Raw genomic sequence first — 20,751 nt, 5'->3', positions numbered from 1 at the left:
GAAGGTAGAACAAATGGAATTTTCATATATGACACGCCAAAAAAATATTGAGCGTCTGAAAAATGAAGAACTTGATTTGTTAGTGATCGGTGGTGGGATAACAGGCGCAGGTGTGGCTGTTCAAGCAGTGGCATCTGATATCAAAACTGGTTTGATAGATATGCAGGATTTTGCGGAGGGTACTAGTTCGCGCTCAACTAAACTAGTACATGGGGGACTGCGTTACTTAAAGACATTTGACGTTGAGGTTGTGTCTGACACAGTGCGTGAACGAGCTGTTGTGCAAGGAATAGCACCTCATATCCCAAGACCTTTTCCAATGCTTCTGCCAATTTACGATGAGCCGGCGTCAACTTTTAATATGTTTAGCCTGAAAGTAGCAATGGATTTGTATGATCGGTTAGCTGGGGTTGATGGAACTAAATATGCTAATTATACAATTAACAGAGAAGAAGTAATCCAAAGGGAACCAGAAATTAATCAAAATCGATTATTAGGGGCAGGAGTCTATCTTGATTACGTAAATAATGATTCAAGATTGGTCATTGAAAACATCAAAGAAGCAAATAATTTGGGCGGAATAATTGCTAGCCGCATCAAAGCCCTTTCCGCAATTTATGATTCTAATGGAAATATCAAGGGGGTGACAGCTGCAGATGAGTTAACGGGGGAAAAATTTGATATACGGGCTAAATTAGTAATCAATACTACAGGTCCATGGGTGGATAAGCTTTTTGCGCTTAATAAAGCTAAAAGTAAAATTCCAAACATGCGTCCAACCAAGGGGATTCATCTGGTTGTCGATGAAACGCGGCTGTCAGTTCCACAACCTACTTATTTTGATTCTGGAATGGGTGATGGGAGAATGATTTTTGTTGTTCCACGTGAGGGAAAGACCTATTTTGGAACAACAGATACTGATTATCATGGAGATTATAGACACCCTAGAGTTGAACGTGAAGATGTTGACTATCTGTTGAAAGCACTCAATAAACATTTTCCTAAGACAGAAGTTAGCTTGAAAGATATTGAGGCTAGTTGGGCTGGTTTGAGGCCATTGATAGCTGGAAACAGCAGTTCAGATTATAATGGCGGTGGAGCTAATACGGGTAAAGTTTCTGAAAAAAGTTTTTTGCATTTAACCGAGACCATAGGTTTGTTTAATGAAAACAAAGCAACACGTGAAGATGTTGAACAGGCAATCAGCCAGTTGAAGACGGCCAGAACGGAAGCAGACCTTAATCCATCACAGGTTTCACGCGGATCTTCACTCGATGTAGGAGAAGACCGTTTGATAACTTTATCTGGAGGGAAGATAACGGATTATCGAAAAATGGCTGCGGGAGCGTTGGAATTGATCAGGAAAATGCTTAAGGATAATTTTGATGTTGAATCCAAACAGATTGATTCTAAAAAACTGCAAGTATCAGGTGGACACTTTGATCCTACCAATGTTGAAGATACACTTGAATTCTATAAAACAATAACGATGGAGAAAGGTATTCCAGAAAAACGTGCACTTGACCTTGCCAATCGTTTTGGTTCTAACACACCGCGTGTTATTTCATATGCTAAAAAAGTAAAGACAGAAAAGACAGCACTTGATCTTGCAGAACAGCTCAGTCTCTATTATTCAATTAATGAAGAAATGACTTTGACACCCGTTGATTATCTTTTGCGCCGTACCAATCATATCTTGTTTCATGCAGATCGGATTGAAAAAATAAAAGAACCAATTGTTGAAGAAATGGCTATCATTTTGAAATGGTCGGATGAGCAAAAAAATAAAATGCGCGCAGAGCTGGAGCAGGTAATTTCAGAATCGAAGTTGAATTATCTTAAAAAAAGCAGGCAAAAACAATTGATAGGGTAGGTGGAGAAAATGAACAGCATTGCAATTCAAGCATTAGGCGAATTGATAGGAACTTTTATTTTAGTGTTACTAGGAGATGGGGTTTGTGCTGGAGTTAATTTAACTAAATCGAAGGCTAATAACGCTGGTTGGGTAGCTATATCATTTGGTTGGGGATTTGCTGTTACGATGGGAATTTACACTTCTGCATTTTTAGGACCAGCACATCTTAACCCAGCAGTTACTATCGGAATGGCGATAGCAGGCAAGTTTCCATGGTCAGGTGTCTTGTTATTTATTGTCGCACAAATGCTGGGAGCATTTTTAGGAGCTCTGCTGGTTTGGGTTCATTATCTGCCGCATTGGAAAGCTACTAAGGACAAGGAAATGATTCTAGGTACTTTTGCTACTGGACCAGCAATTAGAAGTTATTTTGCAAATTTTATGAGTGAGGCTATCGGGACCTTTGTTTTAGTCTTTTCACTTTTAGCTTTTACGCGGGGGCAATTTACGGCAGGTTTAAATCCGGTCATTGTTGGTATATTGATCATTGCGATAGGTCTTTCTTTAGGTGGAACGACAGGATATGCTATTAACCCTGCACGAGATTTAGGACCACGGTTGGCCCATGCTCTTTTACCGATCAAGAACAAGGGTAACTCCGATTGGAGTTATAGTTGGGTTCCAGTGCTAGGACCAGTCATAGGAGGTATTTTAGGAGCTGGCCTTTTCATGATACTGCCGTGAATCAATAATGAGAGTAATAAACAAATACTCTAAATAATCTGTTTTTATAGGATCAGAGCTAGCTTGAAGTGCTGCTTGGGAGGCAGTCTTGTAGGCTAGTTTTTTTGTGGCATTAAAAATAGGTTTAATTTCCAATGAAAAATAGTTTTTTGGTGTAATTAGTGCATATTTAGTATTTATAAGTGAAAATATTTGCAAATGCTTTATTTTACTTAAATTGAATTTATTATTTGAATTATTCCAAAGTATAGTTTTATAGTGCTTTGTTTTAGTGTATTTGTTGGAATTGAACTTTTATTTATTATTATTGCTTCTATACGGTTGACATTATATGAAAAGTGTTTATTATTATATTTGTGAACTAAATCACATTATCGATAATGATTCCACACTTATTGGAGGAATGATCATGGAGAAAATACTCGCTGTCAATTCAGGAAGTTCCACTCTTAAGATCCGGCTTTTTGAGATGCCTTCAGAAAAAAGTCTGGTCAGTATTTTATTTGACCCTATTAATGCTAATTATTGCAATATAACTTTTAAAGAAGATAACTTTCAAAATAAGCTCCATTTAGATACGGCTATCGATTATACTGAGGCAATTGAGCTCGCACTTAAACTATTGAAAAAATATCATGTTATTACTGCCTTTACAGAAATACACGGGGTGGGGCATCGAATAGTGGCTGGAGGAGAAAAATTCACTTCATCAACTGTGATTACGGATGGAGTCTTGCAGGATATCGAAAGCTTGGCTGAATTTGCACCTTTACATAATCCGGCTAATGCCAAGGGAATTCGTGCAACCGAAAGGCTTTTACCTCATGCACGTCAAGTCGCAGTTTTTGATACATCCTTTCATTCATCGATGGAAAAAAAGAATTATTTGTATGCTCTCCCATATGATTATTACCGTACATTGAAGGTTCGTAAGTATGGCGCACATGGGACTAGTCACCGTTATGTAGCGATGCAGGCAGCAAAACTTATGAAAAAACCACTTAATTCATTAAAACTAATCACTTTGCATCTTGGGGCAGGAGCATCTGTTACTGCTATTAAAAACGGAAAAAGTGTTGATACGTCAATGGGATTCTCGCCGGTTTCCGGTCTGGTGATGGGAACACGTTCAGGAGATATTGATCCGTCAGCGCTCTTCTATTTAATGCATAAAGGTGCAATTAAGAATATTGATGACTGCTTAACTATTTTGAATAAAAAGTCAGGTCTGCTAGGAATTTCTGAAATGAGCAATGATATGCGTGTTTTAGAGGAACAAGCAGCTTCTAATCCACAAGTTAAATTAGCGATCGATATGTTTGTCAAAAAAATTATTGATTTTATCGGTGCCTATTGGCTTGAACTAGGAGGAGCTGATGCTTTGGTTTTCACTGGTGGAATTGGAGAAAAAGATGCAGCGATGCGTGCTCGTATTGCTGCCAAACTAGAACCGCTGAATATTTTTCCAGCAGCCGAGGGACAACGAACGGCGAAACATGAACTTGATTTCACTGGAAAAGGAAGTGCTGCCAAGTTGTTGATGATTCCAACAAATGAAGAATTAATGATTGCACGGGATGTTTTCAGTTTGAACTCGGCGCATAACCATGATAACGATAGGGAACTTTCACTTTAATTATTTTATTATAAGAATAAAAACAGCAGAGTCGGAAGTGTTTTTTGCTTCTGACTCTGCTGCTCTTTTAGAATGTTAGATTAATATTAAAAAATGTATTGTTTAAATTTAGTGAATGGCTGTTAGCGTTGGGCCTTGAACATTTTAAGCCTGTTTTAGAAAATACCTATGACTTTCATCCATAGAGTTCCTACACCTAGCCAGATAACCAGATAGAATATTCCAAGAATGGCATTTAAAGTCCACCAGTCTTTTTGAAGGACATAACCGGAGGAAAATAAAATAGGTGCAGGTCCATCGCTATAGTGAGTCGTGGAAGCAAACAGATTTCCGAAGAAACCAAGCATCAAACCACCAAGCAGCGGTGGAACTCCGGCCGCAATTGCCACTCCAAGCAAAGCAGTATACATTGCACTGACATGTGCAGTCGCACTTGCAAAGAGATAATGTGAGTAGAAGTAGAATAAAATCAGGACAATTAGGACAACCGGCCAACTGAGGCCATGTAAACTATTCGAGATCGTTTTGCTTAGCCAAGGGATAAAGCCTAAAATATTTAATTGATTAGCCATCATCACAAGGATAGAGAACCAAGTTAAAGTATTCCAAGCACCTTTCTCCTGTAAAATATCAGACCAAGAAAGTACGCCGGTCAATAGTAGAAGCGACAAAGCAATAAAAGCAGTCAAGGTTGCGTCAATTTTTAATGTTCCACCTAAAACCCAAAGAACAAGTGCAATTATGAAAATAACAGACATAAAACGTTCTGCCAAAGACATATGCCCCATTTCACTTAATTGATCTTCAGCCCATTTTTTAGCATTAGGTGTTTCTTTGACTTCAGGTGGATAAAGTTTGTAAATCAAAAATGGAACTAAAATTAATGAGATAACTCCAGGTACAAGCGCAGCCAAGAACCAGCCCATCCATGTGATGTTGACGTGAGCTGCTTTAGCTAAAGATTGAGCTAATGGGTTTCCTGCCATTGCGGTTAAGAACATTGCTGAGGTAATTGTATTGCCGTGAAATTCGGCAAATGTCAGAAAAGAGCCGATTTTTCGTTCGGTTTTATCTTCAGGATTAGACCCAAACGATCGTGACAAGGAATCAATGATTGGGTACATAATACCGCCGGCCCGAGCCGTATTGCTTGGAGTTGCGGGCGATAAGATTAAGTCAACACCAATTAGTGAATACGCAAGCCCAAGCGTCTTTTTACCGAATATTCTGACGAAAACAAGTGCAATTCGTTTTCCAAGTCCAGTTTTAATGAAGCCGCGTGAGATGAAAAAGGCCATAGCAATCAGCCAGATACTGTCATTACCAAAACCAGCAACGGCTGTATCAATGTTAACTTCTCCAGTGATAACGGTAATAGTGAATCCTAAAATAGCAACTGCGCCGATTGGCAGTGGTTGCGTGATACATCCGATAATTGTAGCCACAAAAATTGCCAGCATATGCCATGCAGCAATTGAAACGCCGACAGGCTTAAGGGGTGTTAAGAGCCAGATAAGCAGACCAACGATAAAGGGCAGGATAAATTTTTTGTAATTTATTTTTTCAATATTCAATTCATTCACGCTCTCTTAATAATGAGGAATCCACTTGGTGTCTTCAATAGCTTTATCCACATCAGTGATCTGTGTTCGGGTTAATCCTTGTTTAACGGCACTGTTTGCGACAGCTCTTGCAACAGTTGTTGAAAAGACATTCAATTTGGATACAGGAGGTAAAACAGCAGCTCCTGGTTCAGTAGGATCGACAATTCCGCCCAATGAGTGAGCAGCTGCTGAAATCATTTCATCATTCAACAAGGTAGCTGTTGAAGCAATTACACCAAGGCCAAGTCCAGGATAGACTAAGGCATTGTTAGCTTGACCAATTTGATACTTGACGTGATTGAATTCAACATCTTCAACAGGAATCCCAGTAGCAACTAAGGCTTGACCGTTTGACCATTTTAGTAAGTCGGCGGCTTTTGCTTCTGCTAATTTAGTTGGATTTGAGAGTGGGAAAATAATTGGACGTTCAGTGTGTGCCGACATTTCTTTAACTACATTTTCTGTAAAAGCGCCAGGTTGTGTTGATGTGCCCACCAAGATGGTTGGATGTATTGCTTTAACAGCCATTTCCAAGTTGGTTAATTCATCTGCATTTTGAAATTCACTGCGTGCTCTTGCAAAAGGTTTTTGTTCAGGGGTTAAGGTTGGATCATCATCGAACAATAAGCCTTGCTTATCTACCATATAGAAATGCTTCCGTGCTTCAGAAGGTGTTAACCCTTGTTGTAAGAATTCATCGTAAATACGCTTCGTAATACCGGCTCCCGCTGTTCCAGCACCAAAGCACAAGTATGTTTGATCAACCATTTTTTGTTTAGAAATGTTCATGGCACCTAAGATACCTGCTAAAACGATAATACCTGTACCTTGAATATCGTCGTTGAAGGTTGTGATTTCGTCTTTGTACTTGTTGAGAAGGTTAGCTGCATTGTCGCGTCCGAAATCTTCAAAGTGAAGATAAAGGTTAGGAAACAATCTTTCAGCTGTTTTTACGAAATGATCAACAAAATCGTAGTATTTAGCACCCGTAACGCGTTTGTGACGATTGCCGAAATATAAAGGATCTTTTAAAAGCTTTTCATTATTTGTACCTGTATCTAAAACAACAGTGAGAACTTGACTTGGATCAATCCCTGCAGCTACGGTATAAACCATCAGTTTACCCACAGCAATATCAACACCGTTTGTTCCCCAATCACCAATACCCAAAATTCCTTCAGCATCTGTGACAACGATTAGGCGTATATTGCGGTTATTTGCAGCATTCCGCAGTGAATTTTCAATAGCATCTGGATCATCGATTGATAGAAAGGTCGCATTTTGCGGATCAACAAAAAGTTCGCTGTAATTCTCGATTGTGTCAGCAATTGTCGGATCATAAACGATCGGCATGAATTCAACAACATGCTGACTAAACATTTTGAAGAACAAGACATGGTTTTCATTAAAAATTTCCATCAAAAATAATCTTTTTTCGAGATTTGAAGTTTTGGATTGAAATTGAGCATAAACGCGTTTCACTTGTTCATCCAGTGTCTGAACATAAGGAGGAAGAAGTCCTTCTAGCCCAAGTTCTTTTCGTTCTTGAGCAGTAAACGCAGTTCCTTTGTTTTTGAATGGATCATTAATAATATTTATTCCCAATAGTATTACTCCCTTTTTTAAAGTTGTTCTTATAATATATGAGAGTTATTTTTATAGTCAAAATGTTGTATTATAAATGCTGTTATATCAGTACATGTGGGGGGCTGAAATGAATACACGAGATATGGAGTATTTTATAAGATTAACGGAATTGAAAAACTTTTCGAAAGTTGCGCAGGAATTTAAAGTTAGTCAGCCGAGCATCACATTTGCACTTCAAAGGTTAGAAAGGGAATTGGATGCGAAACTGATTATCAGGCATCGTGCGCACAGTCAGTTAGTTGTTACTGATAGCGGCGAGCAGTTATTGCGGCATGCAAAAAGGATGCTCAGGCATTATCAACTTATTAAAATGGAAATAACTGATATTAAGCAGAAAAAACTAGCGCTTGGACTTCCGCCGATTATTGAAAACAATTACTTTCCAGCAGTTGCACGTGTGTTGAAAGAGAAAAATCTATTAAGCAAAATTAAAACAATGGAATATGGCTCAATGCGCACGCTTGAAGCATTACGAAAAGGTGAGGTTGATTTGGCACTTCTTGGATCAATCGATTCATTGAGCGATGAAGACATTATTACCGAGGAATTTGATCGACAAACTTTCAGTATCTTTGTTTCGCGAAAGCACGAACTTGCAGTAAAGAAAGATGTTTATTTTTCAGACCTAAAGAAAGAAGATTTTGTGATGTTTAAAAATGGTTTCGTTCATAACCAAGCTATCAATACTTTAGCAAAGAGAAATCATTTTAGACCGCACGTTGTTTTTCGTTCTAATGGGACACACAGTCTGATGAATCTAATTGCAGATGGAGTTGGTATCGGATTCCTGACGTCGGTCATCACGCCAATGAGAAATGATATTGTAAAAGTTGATTTACTGGATAAAGATATGCCGCAATTTGTGACAAGTATTGCATATCGGCATGCCTATTTTTTTAATGATCTTCAAAGTGAAATTTTAAACAATATCAGGAAAACCTTATTTAAAAACAATGACAACAATAAGAGCTGAGGCGCGTATGATATACTGTTAAGAACAAAAGTCAGACTAGAAGGCACTCTAATTTCAGTGCGGCTAGTTGTTTAGGAGGAAATTAATGCTTAAAGTTAATGCTCTTTGCAAAAGCTTTTCAGATAAAAAAGTTTTAAAAGGAATAAATTTCGCAGTTCCAAGTGGTCAAATTGCGGGTTTAGTAGGCAAAAATGGGGCCGGTAAAACAACTATTTTTCATAGTATTTTAAATTTTGTTGGCTTCGAAGGTGAAATAACTTTTGACGGGAGAAGTTTAACAGAAAAAAATTATTCAAATATCGGCTATTTACCTGAGGAACGCAGTTTGATGCCTAAACTAACGGTTTTTGAGCAGGTCCGTTTTCTAGCCAATCTTAAAGGGGTCTCAACCAAGGATGTTCAAAAGCGTCTTGGGGAATGGCTTGAACGGTTACAGGTCAAAGGAAAGCCAGAGGATAAAATTAAAAGTCTTTCAAAAGGAAATCAACAGAAAATTCAACTGATTTGTACACTGCTACATGAACCAAAGCTAATTATTTTGGATGAACCGTTCAGTGGACTGGATCCGATCAATACTGATTTGTTAAAACAAGTTATTCTTGAGGAGAAGAAAAGAGGAGCAACAATTATTTTCTCGGATCATGACATGACAAACGTTGAAGAAGTATGTGATGATTTGATAATGATCAATAATGGAAAGGTTGTTCTAAATGGCAATATCCAGAAAGTTAGAAATAGTTTTGGTCTAACACGTATCTTCGTCAGATCAGAGTGGACAAGAGAACAGCTGGCAGGGTTGGAACATGTAAAGAAAGTTTCACAGACTAGGTCTGGAAGCTGTCGCTTGGAGATAGACGATGAAAAATATGGTGCCGGACTTTTTGAAACAATTACAAAAGGCGAGTATGTTCAAACTTTTGATCAGCAGCCCCCGACTTTGAATGAAATATTCAAAATAAAAGCAGGTGAAGATAAATGAGTCAAATTGGAGTCGTAATAAAAGAAACGTATCGACGACAAGTCAAGGCATGGAGCTTCTTGATACTTGTGATCTCCCCCTTTGTCTTCATTCTGATTTCTTTTGGTGTGGGATACGCTGCCTCTAATACTGGGCAGGATAATAATCAAATCGCCATTGTGGCTTCTGATGCGACATTGCGATATGAATTGCAAAATAGTAAGACAGCAACTACCAAATACAGTTCGATAACGCAGGCTAAACAGGCTGTTAAAAAAGAAAAAATCAAAGGCTATTTTGAGATAAAACAAGATAAAAAGAGGATAATTGCAGCTTATCATGGAACGAAAAACTTGACTCAGGCTGAAAAAAGAAATTTTTTGCAGATTCTTAATCAAAAACAGCAGGAATTAAATATTCAGAATGCAAATTTAAGTCAAAATCAGTTTAAGACACTTGGAACGCAACCTCAATTTGAGCAGATGGTTAAATCAAGTGATAGGGGTAATCAAGAAGCAATTAAGACGGCCTCCTTTATGTTGTTGCTTTTTGTCATGTATTTCATTTTAATAACGTATACTTCCGCAACAGCACAGGAGATTGCTGCCGAAAAGGGTACAAAAATTATGGAAATGATTTTTTCAAGTATGACTGCTCAAAAGTATTTTTATGGTAAAATCGGCGGCATTATTTGTGTGATTGCGACCCAGATTTTAATATATATTTTGGGCGGTGGTCTATTGTATAATCTTGCACCTAAATTTGAATTCTCCAAACAAATTTTCAATGATAATAAATTGTTTATAGACAAAATTGTTGCAAATCTGGGATCTTTGAGTTTGTTGTATGTCGTCATGGCTGTTATTTTGTTCACTGTTTTAGCTGCACTTTGTGGCGCGTTAGTCGTTAGGCCTGAAGATGCTACTAAAGCAACACAACCGGCACTATATATAGTCATGGTTGGCTTTTTTGGAGCTTTGGCGCTCGGACAGGATCCAACGAATGTTATCGTTAAAGTATTGTCTTTCGTCCCATTTCTGTCATCATTTTTTATGCCTGTCAGAATAATTGATGGGAGTGCTGGAACATTGCAGATTGTACTTTCCGTGCTGATTTTATTGATCAGCACAGTTAGTTTGACTGTTTATGTTGGGAAAATATATTCAGGACTGATTTTGCAAACAGATGATATTGGACTACTTAAGAGCTTCAGAAAGGGAATCAGAATTAAGTAATTGTTAAATGAAATGGTTTGATGTGAGAAAAATGCAAAAGTTGTTAGTCACATTCAGTGTTACAGAAAACACATTGCGTTTTTCAGTTGATTAAAGATAAACAAAGAGAGCGGATGCCGAAGTAAAAGGCTTCCGCTTTTTTTGCTAAAAATGATAAAAGTTGACTCTTGAAATATCTAGTGATATGGTTAATTACGTAAGTAACTAACTAGTGAAGCTAAAAAGGAGGTCAACATATATTGAATACATCAGTTGTTAAGGTTGAAAATCTAAAAAAAGTATATGGGAAAAGAAATCAAAAAAAGTATGAGGCTCTTAAGTCAGTCGACTTTGAAATGCAATCAGGTGAATTTGTTGGCATAATGGGGGCATCAGGCTCAGGCAAAACAACCTTACTGAATATGCTGGCAACTTTTGACAGACCAACGGCAGGATCAGTTAAAATTGCTGGAGACGAGATCAGTTCATTAAAAGGAGATCATTTAGCTGATTTCAGAGCTAAAAAAATTGGATTCGTTTTTCAAGATTTTAATTTGATTGAAAGTTTGACAGCAGCTGAAAATATTTCCTTACCTCTGTCGTTACAATCAGTTCCTGCTGGCGAAATAAACACAAAGGTAGAAAATGTGTCACGGATATTAGGCATTTTTGAGCTTTTGAAAAAATATCCGTATGAATTGTCTGGTGGTCAAAAGCAAAGAGTTGCGTGTGCTAGAGCGCTAGTACACAAACCAACTATTTTGTTCGGAGATGAGCCAACTGGAGCGCTTGATTCTAAGTCTGCACGTGAATTGCTTAATCTTTTAACTGAAATCAATGAAAAACACAAAACATCTATCTTGATGGTGACACATGATGCTTTTTCAGCGAGTTTTTGCAGTAGAATCCTCTTTATAAAAGATGGATGCATCAATCGTGAATTGCTTAAGAGTGAAAAACAGACGCGTGGAGGTTTCTATCAGGAAATACTTGATACTTTAGGGGTTTTCGAACCGTAATGAACGGAGGAATATGATGTTACGAAAATTGGCGGTCGGAGGTTTGAAAAATAGATGGAAAGATTACTTGATCTTGCTTTCAGGCCTTATTATTTCCAGTGCAATTTTTTATCTTTTTGAAACACTGGCAACAAACAGCAGGTTTTTACACACTAACGGAAAGGTTGTTAGTTTTACCGGTTATATTTTTAACTTTGGGTCGATTTTGTTGATGCTGATTACATTTGTCTATCTGAACTATGCAAATAGTTTTTTGCTGAATATGCGCAAACATGATTATGGACTCTTTATGATGTTGGGAGCGAAAAAAGGGAAAATAGGTCAGCTTGTGTGGTTGGAGACAATTCTAATCGGTATTTTGTCAACAATTGTTGGAATTGCGGTTGGAATTTTAGCCAGCTCATTTGTTCCCAGACTTTTAACGAAGCTGCTTGGAATAACACCCAAGTATTATGAACCACTCTGGGGTAAAGCTATTTTATGGACTGGGTTTTTGTATTTAGGTTTGTTTGTGCTCGGAGCAGTTTTTAACACAATTGTAATGGTACGCAAACCAGCATTGAAGCTTCTTAAAAGTGAGCAGACAGTCAGCAAAAATTTTATGCCATGGTATTTGCAGCTGTTACAGGCTTTTGTGGGAATTCTGCTTTTGATTGCTGGATATTGGCTGATATCTGACTCGACTATTCTAAAACAAAAAACAATTCCAGCAGCATTGATAACTTTATCGCTGGGGTCTTACTTTTTATTTAATGCCAGTATAATCGTAATTATTGATTTTTTGCGAAAAAGTCACTTAGCGAAAAGAGGACTGAATACTTTTACGCTGGGACAACTAAAATATAGAATATATGATTATACTAGGATATTAACAGTTGTCTCAATGCTCTTTGCTTTAGCTTTGGGAGCAATAACCACAGGGATCGGTTTTAGGAATTCGATTGAAAATGCGGCACACGCACAGTCAGCTTATACGATGGGAATCGTAGAGCCTAGCAGGCAACAAAAAAGATTGATTGGAAGATTGAATATCGAAAAACAAAATACATACAAGTTAAAAGCTACCGAAAATGCTATTTATTTTGACAAACAGCAATTAAAAAATACCCCACTTCAAATGGTTAAGTTCGGTAACAGCTTGTATAATATTAAATATGTTAACCAAAAAATCTCTGTATTTGAGAAAAGTAGTTATGAAATGATGTCATTTTTGCCACCAGATTATAGTAGACATCGTTTGAAAATTGCCGACAAGAATGTATTTAAGGGAATCAACACTAAAACTGAGACTCTATTTTTGTTCAGAGTTAAAAATATAACGAATGATTATGGATTGCTGCAAAAACTTGAAAATACTAAGGATAAAAATGGAGTAGCAATTGCAGAACAGATGACAGCGAATGCTTCTGTTAACGGAAGCTTTGGCAGTTTTAAACAATTGAAGACCATTTTTGGTGGTTTGGAGTTTATGGGAATTTTTTTGGGGATTGCTTTCTTAGCTATGCTGGCAAGCTGTTTGATGTTTAAAATTCTTTCGGGTGCCTTTATGGATGTTAGACGCTATCAGCTGCTTGCAAAATTAGGTGTAAGAAAACGTAATTTAAAGTGGGCTATTAGAAAAGAAATAGGGATCCTTTTTGTTCTGCCAGGAGCACTCGGTGTAGTTCATGTACTTTTTGGACTGAAGTTATTTAAAGTATTGCTAAATAATCCTTATCATGCTATCTGGGTGCCTTTTACTATCTTTGGATTGTTATATTTCGGATATTATGCAGTTATGGTTTTGATGTATGAGCGCATAGTGATAAAGAAGAAAGGGCAAAGTGACTGACGTGTTTTGCCCTATGGATGACGAGGTGAAAAAGATGCGTTTTAATTTTAACAGTTCGGAACCAATCTATTTACAAGTAGCACAGCAGATTCAAGATGCTATTTTCACCAAGACATACGCAGAAGGTGAGCAAATACCGTCGACGACAGAAATATCACGTGATTTTCACATTAATCCGGCAACTGTTTTAAAGGGAATGAACTTGCTTGTCGCAGATGGGCTAATTGAAAAAAAACGGGGGATCGGGATGTTTGTTGTAGAAGGTGCGCAGGGGAAGATCGTTGAAAAAAGGAGAGAATTCTTTTATCAAGATGAGGTCGTTAAGCTTATCAGCGAGGCTAAAAAATTACAGATCTCGCAAGAAGAGTTGGTCGATTTAATAAAAAGGGGGTTCTGAGTATGGATGGAATAGTCGCTAAGGAAATCAAGAAGAACTTCAGTAAAAAAACAGTTTTAGAGAATATCAATTTGCAGATCAAGCCTGGCAAAATATATGGCCTGCTAGGACGAAACGGTGCAGGGAAAAGTACATTGCTAAGCATTATCGCCAATCGGATTTTTCCGAATGAAGGAAATGTAACACTGGATGGCAGCACTGTCTTTGAAAATGATGAAGCACTTGGAAAAATATATTTGATGAGTGAACGTAACTTATACTCTAATAGCAGTAAATTAAGACAGTTGCTGAATACTACAGAATTGTTGTATGGAGATTTTGACTACAATTATGCACAGAAATTGGCAAATATTTTTGAGCTTGATTTAAATCAAAAATTTGGCAAATTGTCGACAGGATATCGCACGATTTTTAAATTGATTATCTCGCTTTGTGTGCCAGTAAAGTATGTTTTCCTAGATGAGCCAGTTTTGGGGCTTGATGCGAACCATCGTGAACTATTTTATCGTGAATTAGTAGATAATTATGTCAAAACTGGGAAAACATTTGTAATTTCAACACATTTAATTGAAGAGATCGCGAATAGTCTGGAACATGTTTTTGTGATAAGAGATGGGAAAGTCATTGTTGATGGGGACGTTGAAGATGTGCTTGAGAATGCATATTTGATCTCCGGTCCTGCAAAAGAGGTTGAGCAATATACGGTCGGATTAAATGTTATTGGGCAGGAGACCTTGGGCAACATTCAAGGAAATTATGTTTTCGGTGAATTAGATGGTGAACGTATTCTGCCTGATACGGTCACTGTTGAAAAGATGGACCTGCAGAAGCTATTTATTAATTTGACGAATGCAAGGGGGCAATTAAAGTGATGACAGCAAAAGAAAAAAGCGTTGTTTTTTTCTTATTCAAACGTGTTTTTCGCCAGCTATTATATGTATTGATGTGGTTGTTGCTAGGTGGAATTGTTTTTCCAATGGTATTATCTTTTATAACAGGTACCAATTATAACTTAGTCGAAGCAATTAAAAATATAATACTTGGACCGATGCTATATATTATTGTGGGCTGCCTTGCACTGCTGAGCTACAGCGATTTTAAAGTACTGATCCAAAATGGAATTTCACGGCATACATACTGGAAAGCCAAGATAGTTGCCTTTTTGGGAATCAGTGCGTTGAGTCAAGCAATAGGCATCTTGTATGTTTTTCTGCTTAAACTGACTTTGAGCGGTCTTAGTTGGGAAAAACATTCGTTGTTTATGCAGGTGTATGGGGGATTCTTCAAAAATACAACAGTTGCGTATCTAATGAGTTTTCTTTTTGCCATACTATCATCTTTTGTATTCTCACTCGGCTGTATTTTAACTGGAAGTATTTTTAGCCTTTTCGCAAAAAAGCAACGGAGGCTTGTTATTTTAGCAATGTTGACACTGTTTATTGTAGCGGTGGCAACAATTAGCAATGCATATGACAAAAACGGCTTTACAGTGGCACCTAAAATTATCGAACTGCTGAATTTTCTGGCAGGATACGATAAGAGTAGTGCTGGCAAGGCTTTGAATCCAACGATGCCTTTTATTGATTTGATAATATTTGGAATTGTTAGCAGTCTATGTAGCTTACAGGTTATGAAACGCTTTAAGGTTAGAAATGAGTAGTTATTTTTGAAAACTTTATCCTAATTTATTTGTCCTTGATGTATAGTAGTTTATACTTGAGGGGATAGGTCATGTAGGATGAGGAGTGAAACAATGAATAAGAATATTAATCAATTAAGCAGGCGCAGTCGACAGACAGCAAAGATTCCGGGACATGCGATCAGCCGCTGGTTGGTTGTTCTGATAGGTATTACACTTTTTTTTGCAGTCAGTGCACATATTCTGCAGAAGACGGTTCTAAATGCCCAGTTTGTAACCGTGCAGGCAACTAAATCAGATTATGTCAATGAGGCCACAACAACCGTAAATAATGTTGTGGCTGATTTGGCATCTTCAAATGGTGTTCCAACTTCTTTATCAAGTGGCTTGGTCACTTCAAAGCAAGTTAAAGAAGATTTGACAGAAATTGTGGAAAATGTTTATGCAGGCAAAGCAAATGCAATCGACAATCAAAAAATAAAAAATCAAATCAGTCAAAATATCGCAGTGAAGGCACAAAGTGTTGGTGTTTCAACAAATAATGAAGAATTCTCAGCAGTTCGGACTGCTCTATTGGGCAGTATAGACAGCTATATCGATCAGACTATTCAGGAGAGGTATTTAGATAAAGCAACAGCAATTATAAAAAAAGCTGATAATCTAACTAAAACGGTTTTTTGGATTAGCACTATCGCAGCTTTTATCTTTGCAATTATTCTGATGTTGCATGATCGTTCATTGCTTCGATGGTTCCATTATCTTGGATTGTCAGCCCTTTGGAGCGGTATTTTAGTGACAGTATTAGCTTTTCTTGCCAATAACAGTGGCTTTTTTGCACAAATTGCTGAACGAGCAGCTCAAGCAAGCGGATTAGTAGAAAACTTGCTTGAACTTATTGCTGCAAATTTTCAAAATGCTGGGTTGTTGTTGATATTATGCGGTATATTCGGGATAGTTGTTGGATTTTTTAGAAAAAAATCTTAAATTTTAATTAGAAAAGAGAGTTTTATGCAGTACACGTGGAGTAATCTCAATGAAAATGTAACTGTTAAACGCTTTTTAGCAAATCGCGGGGTAAGTCACCGTCTTTTGAGTATTGTAAAAAAAGGTGGTGGAAAAGTTTTAGTTAACGAAAAAAGGACATTACTGAGTGATCGTGTTTCTGGAGATGAGAAGGTGACTCTTTGGCTGCCTCCAGAAAACAATCAGGAAGTTCTTGCCGATCATGAAAAAATAGAGATACTGTTGGAAAATAAAAATTGGCTTATCGTCAACAAACCGGCAGGATTGACTAGTGTCCCAGGACCAAGTGATCGTTCTCGAACACTGGTCAATCGTGTAAAGGGATATCTGCTGGATAGTCATGCTGAGGATCTGGTCCCACATGTAATAACACGACTTGATAGGTTTACAAGCGGGGTAGTTTTGATAGCTAAGAATCGCTTAGCTCAAGGGTTAATTAATAAACAGGTTGAAGAAAAAGCGCTCAACAAGGTGTATTTAGCTGTTGTTGAGGGCAAATTTCAGAAAAAACATGGGGTGATTGAGCAACCAATAGGACGTGAAAATAATCAAATTAGAAGATCTGTGCTGACAAACGGTCAATACGCAAAAACAGAGTACTGGGTAGTCTCAGAAAACCAAAAGGCATCACTGCTCAAGGTTAAGTTGCATACCGGCAGAACGCATCAGATCAGAGTGCATTTTGCATATTGCGGGCATCCCTTATTTGGTGATGAGCTTTATGGGGGGCAGATGGATAAAAAAATATCAAGACAGGCTCTGCATGCAAAATCGCTAGAGTATACGGATCCATTTGATGGCTCAGCTCAACGGGTTTCCGTCAACCCACCGGATGATATTTTAGAACTCTGCCGCAGGCTCAATTTAGTATTCCCTTCTTCAGAATAGATGAATTAATTTTCTGCGAACAGTTATTAAAATCATTTGTTCAAACAGATAGGGAAAATTCTGGTATAATGGCTATTAGAATTTTATTTTTTGGTCTACAGTTAACGACAAATTAAGTGAGGTGAATGATATGACACCCATGAAGGAAGATTACTTGAAAATTATTTTTGAGTTAGGTGGAACACAAACAAAAGTTTCAAATAAACAAATTTCATTAAGTTTAAATGTTGCTGCTGGTTCTGTTACAGAAATGGTCGGCAAACTGGTCAAAGATGGTTTAGCTGAACATACGCCCTATGCAGGCATTTCACTTACTCCTGAGGGAATTAAAATTGCAGAAAATTTGGTTAGAAGACATCGTTTATGGGAGAGTTTTTTAGTTTTTAAGCTGGGATATAAACTCCAAGATGTGCATACTGACGCCGAAGTATTAGAACATGTGACGAGTGACCATTTAATGGATCATCTGGATGACTTTTTAGGTCACCCGTCTCACTGTCCGCATGGCGGTGTTATTCCAAACAAAAATGGCAATTATAAGGAAGATAGCCATCAAGTTCTGGCGGATGCAGAAGATGGACAAAGTGTTGTAATTGATCGTTTTATTGACAATCATGATCTGCTTACTTACTTAGATGATATTGAATTGAACATAGGTGATAAGTTAACAATAATAAATCATGCTCCCTTTGAAGGACCTATTAAAATATTGATTGAAGAGACGGGGCAGGAGACCAATGTTAGTTTTAAGGCTGCTCATTATATATTTGTAAAATAATTTTTTTTAGGCTATCTTTTTTGACAATGGCATGGTATACTATATTTGTATTTTTGTATGGGTTACCGTGGTTAGATTGTTTCAAATAACTTTCCCCATTTGTGCCGATCAAGAATTACAACTATTTTAGTGCCATGAGGCACAAGGAGGATTTTATTTATGGAACAAGGTACAGTAAAGTGGTTTAATGCAGACAAAGGTTTTGGTTTTATTACTCGCGAAGATGGCAGCGATGTATTCGTACATTTCTCAGCTATCCAAGGTGACGGATTCAAAACTTTAGACGAAGGCCAACATGTAACTTTCGATGTTGAAGAAAGCGACCGTGGCCCACAAGCTGTTAATGTTGTTAAAGACTAATTAAATTATAAAACAATTTAACCGGAGTAAGGCAGCTAGCTGTCTTACTCCGGTTTTTTTATTTTAGGAGAAAACATGAGAAAAGGGGAAATTAAACTAAGCTGGTTGCTTCTTGGAAGTTTGATAGCCAGCACCGGAACAAGTTTTGTATGGCCACTAACAACGATATATGTGCATGATTACTTGAAACAGAGTTTAACAACAGCGGGATTTGTTTTGTGCATAGAATCAATAGTTATGATTGTTGGAAGCTATTTTGGAGGGCATATTTATGATCGTCTAAACAGTCACCATTGGTTGCTGGCATCAATTGGGCTATCAATGGCTTCAATGTTTATTTTGATTTTTTTTAACGGATGGCCGGCCTATCCAATACTTTTGATTCTCAATGGTTTTGGCGGAGCAATCGCTAATACGCTTGTTAATTCTTTAGCTACTTCAATAAAAAAGTATGATTCACGTTACGTTTTCAATATGTTGTATTTTACCGCTAATATAGGAGTGGTTTTAGGTACATTGCTTGTAGGTTTTATTATTGATATCAACATCCGTTATATTTTTTTTATAACATTTGTTCTGTTCTTCCTCTTTTTTATGATAGCTAAGAAACATTACAATAATCCTACTAAAAGTCATCAAGATCAATCTGAAGTGAAGTCAGACAATGAAGTTGTAAAAACCAATATACGTAATATCGTGATTATCGGACTGATTTTATTAACATATTTGGCAATTCAGATCGGCTATTCGCAATGGCAAAGTAACTTGTCAGTTTACATGCAAAGTTTGGGGATTGCAGTCAAAAAATACAGCTTACTATGGACACTTAATGGATTATTAATTGTCTTGGGTCAACCACTGATAAACTATATTGATGAACATTTTAATGTTAATGAATATGCCAAAATATATGTGGGTTTTCTTTTATTTGCGTTAGCTTTTGCGTCACTGATTATTGCTAAGGACTATACTCATTTCGTTTTATCAATGGTTGTTGTAACAATCGGAGAAGTGATTACTTTTCCAACAATCTCATCGCTGGTCAATAAATTAAGCAGTGCTTCTGAAAAGGGCAGATTTCAAGGCTTTGTCAGTATGGCAGCTTCTTTAGGCCACGCTATTGGTCCGCTGCTGGGGGGATTAATTATTGAGATAAGTTCATATGAAATCCTCTTTTTCTGGATGGTCGTGTTGGTGGTTCTTAGTGGAGGCACATGTGTTATGCTAACTGGAATCCGAGGTAAAAAACAAAGAAGGTAGTTCTTGCAAACTCTACCGGTTTATTTAAAAATATAAATACGAACAAACGCAACAGCCTTTAGGTTGCAGTTTAATATTTCACGCTAAAATTTTTTTGCATTATCACGCTAATTGCTGAAAGATTTTGAATTCATAGTAACGAAAAAAATTCAGTAAGAAATTGATTTTATACAGTTTCTTACTGAATTTAATTTTTAAAATGTTTTAAGTATGATGCTTGTAATTAAGCAAAATTTCTTAGACTAAACAGTTTCTTCTTTTAGTTGAACGATAGTGTAATTTTCGGTCGGAACATGGTGTTTTTTCATCATCGCGACAAAACACTGACTAAAGACATTTAATTCTGGGATGATAGATTCAATACGCCATTTTTTATGCTTGAGTGGCGCAACAGTTCCTAGTTCCTCAACTTCAGGGAAATCATTGATCTGTGGTGCCAGTATGCTGTTACTGAAATTTATTTCATAAATGTGTGGTGTCGACTCGGCCCAAGCAAGATAACTTTCTTCATTCATAAAAAAATCCTCCTTTATTCAATGTAAGCGTTTTCTTTGACTTGCCATTACTATACTATGTTGCTTGGATAATTGTCAATAGCATTTTGGCAAAAATTGATTTTCTATTGATTTCCTACAGTAACTTAATTTTAGAATAAGATATCAGATTTTTCTTAGATATTACATAAATGAGATTTTTGAGTATAAGCGGCGAAAGATGAAATTTTAATATTTTTGAATAGGGAGGGAGTTGTGGAAAAATAAGAAATTTGCTCCTTACTATGAGAACACTAAATAAGTGTATAAAAAATAAGCTGAGGAACCGAGAGGAAATCTAGGTCACAGCTTATTTGTTTTCTAACTAATATTTATCCCGAATTATTCATACGAGGTTTAATATCGGCATACCGCACAATTTTGGACCAATT

The 20,751-nt window shown here is 37.1% G+C and carries 19 protein-coding genes; 16 read left to right on the top strand and 3 right to left on the bottom strand.

Going from position 1 to position 20,751, the window contains the following annotated elements; translation table 11 throughout:
* Nucleotides 1–13 precede the first annotated feature (13 nt).
* From glpO to FD20_RS10095, 3 genes are all read left to right on the top strand, one after another.
* Nucleotides 14–1,873, top strand: coding sequence for a type 1 glycerol-3-phosphate oxidase (gene glpO / locus FD20_RS10105; protein WP_057738267.1), 1,860 nt, complete (start codon nucleotides 14–16; stop codon nucleotides 1,871–1,873).
* Nucleotides 1,874–1,882: 9 nt separating this feature from the next.
* Nucleotides 1,883–2,599: an MIP/aquaporin family protein gene (locus tag FD20_RS10100; protein WP_057738265.1), complete on the top strand. Its 717-nt coding sequence runs from the start codon at nucleotides 1,883–1,885 to the stop codon at nucleotides 2,597–2,599.
* 409 nt (nucleotides 2,600–3,008) lie between these two features.
* Complete coding sequence (locus tag FD20_RS10095) at nucleotides 3,009–4,235, top strand: acetate/propionate family kinase (protein WP_057738263.1); 1,227 nt, start codon at nucleotides 3,009–3,011, stop codon at nucleotides 4,233–4,235.
* Nucleotides 4,236–4,390: 155 nt separating this feature from the next.
* Here the strand turns inward: FD20_RS10095 and FD20_RS10090 are convergent, their stop codons facing one another.
* Together FD20_RS10090 and FD20_RS10085 are read right to left on the bottom strand one after the other, a co-directional pair.
* Nucleotides 4,391–5,809, bottom strand: coding sequence for an anion permease (locus FD20_RS10090; protein WP_057738261.1), 1,419 nt, complete (start codon nucleotides 5,807–5,809; stop codon nucleotides 4,391–4,393).
* Nucleotides 5,810–5,824: 15 nt separating this feature from the next.
* Nucleotides 5,825–7,444, bottom strand: a complete 1,620-nt coding sequence (locus FD20_RS10085; protein WP_057738259.1) for a malolactic enzyme — start codon at nucleotides 7,442–7,444, stop codon at nucleotides 5,825–5,827.
* A 109-nt stretch (nucleotides 7,445–7,553) separates the two neighbouring features.
* On the opposite strand from FD20_RS10085, the gene FD20_RS10080 reads away from it, so the two are divergent.
* The 13 genes from FD20_RS10080 to FD20_RS10020 all read left to right on the top strand — a co-directional run bounded on the left by FD20_RS10080 (nucleotide 7,554) and on the right by FD20_RS10020 (nucleotide 19,826).
* A complete protein-coding gene (locus FD20_RS10080; RefSeq protein WP_057738257.1) occupies nucleotides 7,554–8,459 on the top strand; it encodes a LysR family transcriptional regulator in 906 nt (301 codons plus the stop codon).
* Between the two features lie 85 nt (nucleotides 8,460–8,544).
* Entirely contained in the window at nucleotides 8,545–9,438 is an 894-nt protein-coding gene (locus tag FD20_RS10075) for an ABC transporter ATP-binding protein (RefSeq protein ID WP_057738255.1), read from the top strand.
* Nucleotides 9,435–10,652 carry an ABC transporter permease gene (locus FD20_RS10070; RefSeq protein ID WP_057738253.1) on the top strand — a complete coding sequence of 406 codons (1,218 nt, stop codon included), beginning with the start codon at nucleotides 9,435–9,437 and terminating at the stop codon, nucleotides 10,650–10,652. The genes FD20_RS10075 and FD20_RS10070 overlap by 4 nt, the downstream gene beginning before the upstream one ends.
* 236 nt (nucleotides 10,653–10,888) lie before the next feature.
* Nucleotides 10,889–11,650: an ABC transporter ATP-binding protein gene (locus FD20_RS10065; protein ID WP_057738251.1), complete on the top strand. Its 762-nt coding sequence runs from the start codon at nucleotides 10,889–10,891 to the stop codon at nucleotides 11,648–11,650.
* Nucleotides 11,651–11,666: 16 nt separating this feature from the next.
* The gene (locus tag FD20_RS10060; RefSeq protein WP_057738249.1) at nucleotides 11,667–13,481 is read left to right on the top strand and encodes an FtsX-like permease family protein; all 1,815 of its coding nucleotides are present in this window, start codon (nucleotides 11,667–11,669) and stop codon (nucleotides 13,479–13,481) included.
* Nucleotides 13,482–13,515: 34 nt separating this feature from the next.
* Nucleotides 13,516–13,878, top strand: a complete 363-nt coding sequence (locus FD20_RS10055) for a GntR family transcriptional regulator (RefSeq protein WP_057738247.1) — start codon at nucleotides 13,516–13,518, stop codon at nucleotides 13,876–13,878.
* Between the two features lie 2 nt (nucleotides 13,879–13,880).
* The gene (locus FD20_RS10050; protein ID WP_057738245.1) at nucleotides 13,881–14,750 is read left to right on the top strand and encodes an ATP-binding cassette domain-containing protein; all 870 of its coding nucleotides are present in this window, start codon (nucleotides 13,881–13,883) and stop codon (nucleotides 14,748–14,750) included.
* Entirely contained in the window at nucleotides 14,747–15,538 is a 792-nt protein-coding gene (locus tag FD20_RS10045; protein ID WP_157060903.1) for an ABC transporter permease, read from the top strand. Before FD20_RS10050 ends, FD20_RS10045 begins: the two co-directional genes overlap by 4 nt.
* Before the next feature lie 93 nt (nucleotides 15,539–15,631).
* Complete coding sequence (locus FD20_RS10040; protein WP_057738241.1) at nucleotides 15,632–16,501, top strand: hypothetical protein; 870 nt, start codon at nucleotides 15,632–15,634, stop codon at nucleotides 16,499–16,501.
* Between the two features lie 24 nt (nucleotides 16,502–16,525).
* Complete coding sequence (locus FD20_RS10035) at nucleotides 16,526–17,428, top strand: RluA family pseudouridine synthase (protein ID WP_057738239.1); 903 nt, start codon at nucleotides 16,526–16,528, stop codon at nucleotides 17,426–17,428.
* A 130-nt stretch (nucleotides 17,429–17,558) separates the two neighbouring features.
* Entirely contained in the window at nucleotides 17,559–18,206 is a 648-nt protein-coding gene (locus FD20_RS10030; protein ID WP_057738237.1) for a metal-dependent transcriptional regulator, read from the top strand.
* Between the two features lie 159 nt (nucleotides 18,207–18,365).
* Entirely contained in the window at nucleotides 18,366–18,566 is a 201-nt protein-coding gene (locus FD20_RS10025; RefSeq protein WP_057738235.1) for a cold-shock protein, read from the top strand.
* 75 nt (nucleotides 18,567–18,641) lie between these two features.
* The gene (locus tag FD20_RS10020) at nucleotides 18,642–19,826 is read left to right on the top strand and encodes an MDR family MFS transporter (RefSeq protein ID WP_057738232.1); all 1,185 of its coding nucleotides are present in this window, start codon (nucleotides 18,642–18,644) and stop codon (nucleotides 19,824–19,826) included.
* A 242-nt stretch (nucleotides 19,827–20,068) separates the two neighbouring features.
* Here FD20_RS10020 and FD20_RS10015 read toward each other — a convergent pair whose 3' ends face one another.
* The gene (locus FD20_RS10015) at nucleotides 20,069–20,341 is read right to left on the bottom strand and encodes a hypothetical protein (RefSeq protein WP_057738230.1); all 273 of its coding nucleotides are present in this window, start codon (nucleotides 20,339–20,341) and stop codon (nucleotides 20,069–20,071) included.
* Between the last annotated feature and the right edge of the window lie 410 nt (nucleotides 20,342–20,751).

The sequence above is a fragment of the Liquorilactobacillus uvarum DSM 19971 genome (assembly GCF_001434935.1).
In the GTDB taxonomy this organism is placed as follows: Bacteria; Bacillota; Bacilli; order Lactobacillales; family Lactobacillaceae; genus Liquorilactobacillus; species Liquorilactobacillus uvarum.
The sequence above is the reverse complement of the archived record's forward strand: the minus strand, read 5'-3'. Positions and strand labels throughout refer to the sequence as shown.

What these genes read in the sequence shown, in the direction of transcription:
- FD20_RS10080 (WP_057738257.1), top strand. Translation starts at nt 7,554, where the DNA reads ATGAATACACGAGATATGGAGTATTTTATAAGATTAACGGAATTGAAA.
- FD20_RS10025 (WP_057738235.1), top strand. Translation starts at nt 18,366, where the DNA reads ATGGAACAAGGTACAGTAAAGTGGTTTAATGCAGACAAAGGTTTTGGT.
- FD20_RS10060 (WP_057738249.1), top strand. Translation starts at nt 11,667, where the DNA reads ATGTTACGAAAATTGGCGGTCGGAGGTTTGAAAAATAGATGGAAAGAT.
- glpO (WP_057738267.1), top strand. Translation starts at nt 14, where the DNA reads ATGGAATTTTCATATATGACACGCCAAAAAAATATTGAGCGTCTGAAA.
- FD20_RS10035 (WP_057738239.1), top strand. Translation starts at nt 16,526, where the DNA reads ATGCAGTACACGTGGAGTAATCTCAATGAAAATGTAACTGTTAAACGC.
- FD20_RS10070 (WP_057738253.1), top strand. Translation starts at nt 9,435, where the DNA reads ATGAGTCAAATTGGAGTCGTAATAAAAGAAACGTATCGACGACAAGTC.
- FD20_RS10040 (WP_057738241.1), top strand. Translation starts at nt 15,632, where the DNA reads ATGAATAAGAATATTAATCAATTAAGCAGGCGCAGTCGACAGACAGCA.
- FD20_RS10020 (WP_057738232.1), top strand. Translation starts at nt 18,642, where the DNA reads ATGAGAAAAGGGGAAATTAAACTAAGCTGGTTGCTTCTTGGAAGTTTG.
- FD20_RS10055 (WP_057738247.1), top strand. Translation starts at nt 13,516, where the DNA reads ATGCGTTTTAATTTTAACAGTTCGGAACCAATCTATTTACAAGTAGCA.
- FD20_RS10100 (WP_057738265.1), top strand. Translation starts at nt 1,883, where the DNA reads ATGAACAGCATTGCAATTCAAGCATTAGGCGAATTGATAGGAACTTTT.
- FD20_RS10050 (WP_057738245.1), top strand. Translation starts at nt 13,881, where the DNA reads ATGGATGGAATAGTCGCTAAGGAAATCAAGAAGAACTTCAGTAAAAAA.
- FD20_RS10095 (WP_057738263.1), top strand. Translation starts at nt 3,009, where the DNA reads ATGGAGAAAATACTCGCTGTCAATTCAGGAAGTTCCACTCTTAAGATC.
- FD20_RS10015 (WP_057738230.1), bottom strand. Translation starts at nt 20,341, where the DNA reads ATGAATGAAGAAAGTTATCTTGCTTGGGCCGAGTCGACACCACACATT.
- FD20_RS10075 (WP_057738255.1), top strand. Translation starts at nt 8,545, where the DNA reads ATGCTTAAAGTTAATGCTCTTTGCAAAAGCTTTTCAGATAAAAAAGTT.
- FD20_RS10030 (WP_057738237.1), top strand. Translation starts at nt 17,559, where the DNA reads ATGACACCCATGAAGGAAGATTACTTGAAAATTATTTTTGAGTTAGGT.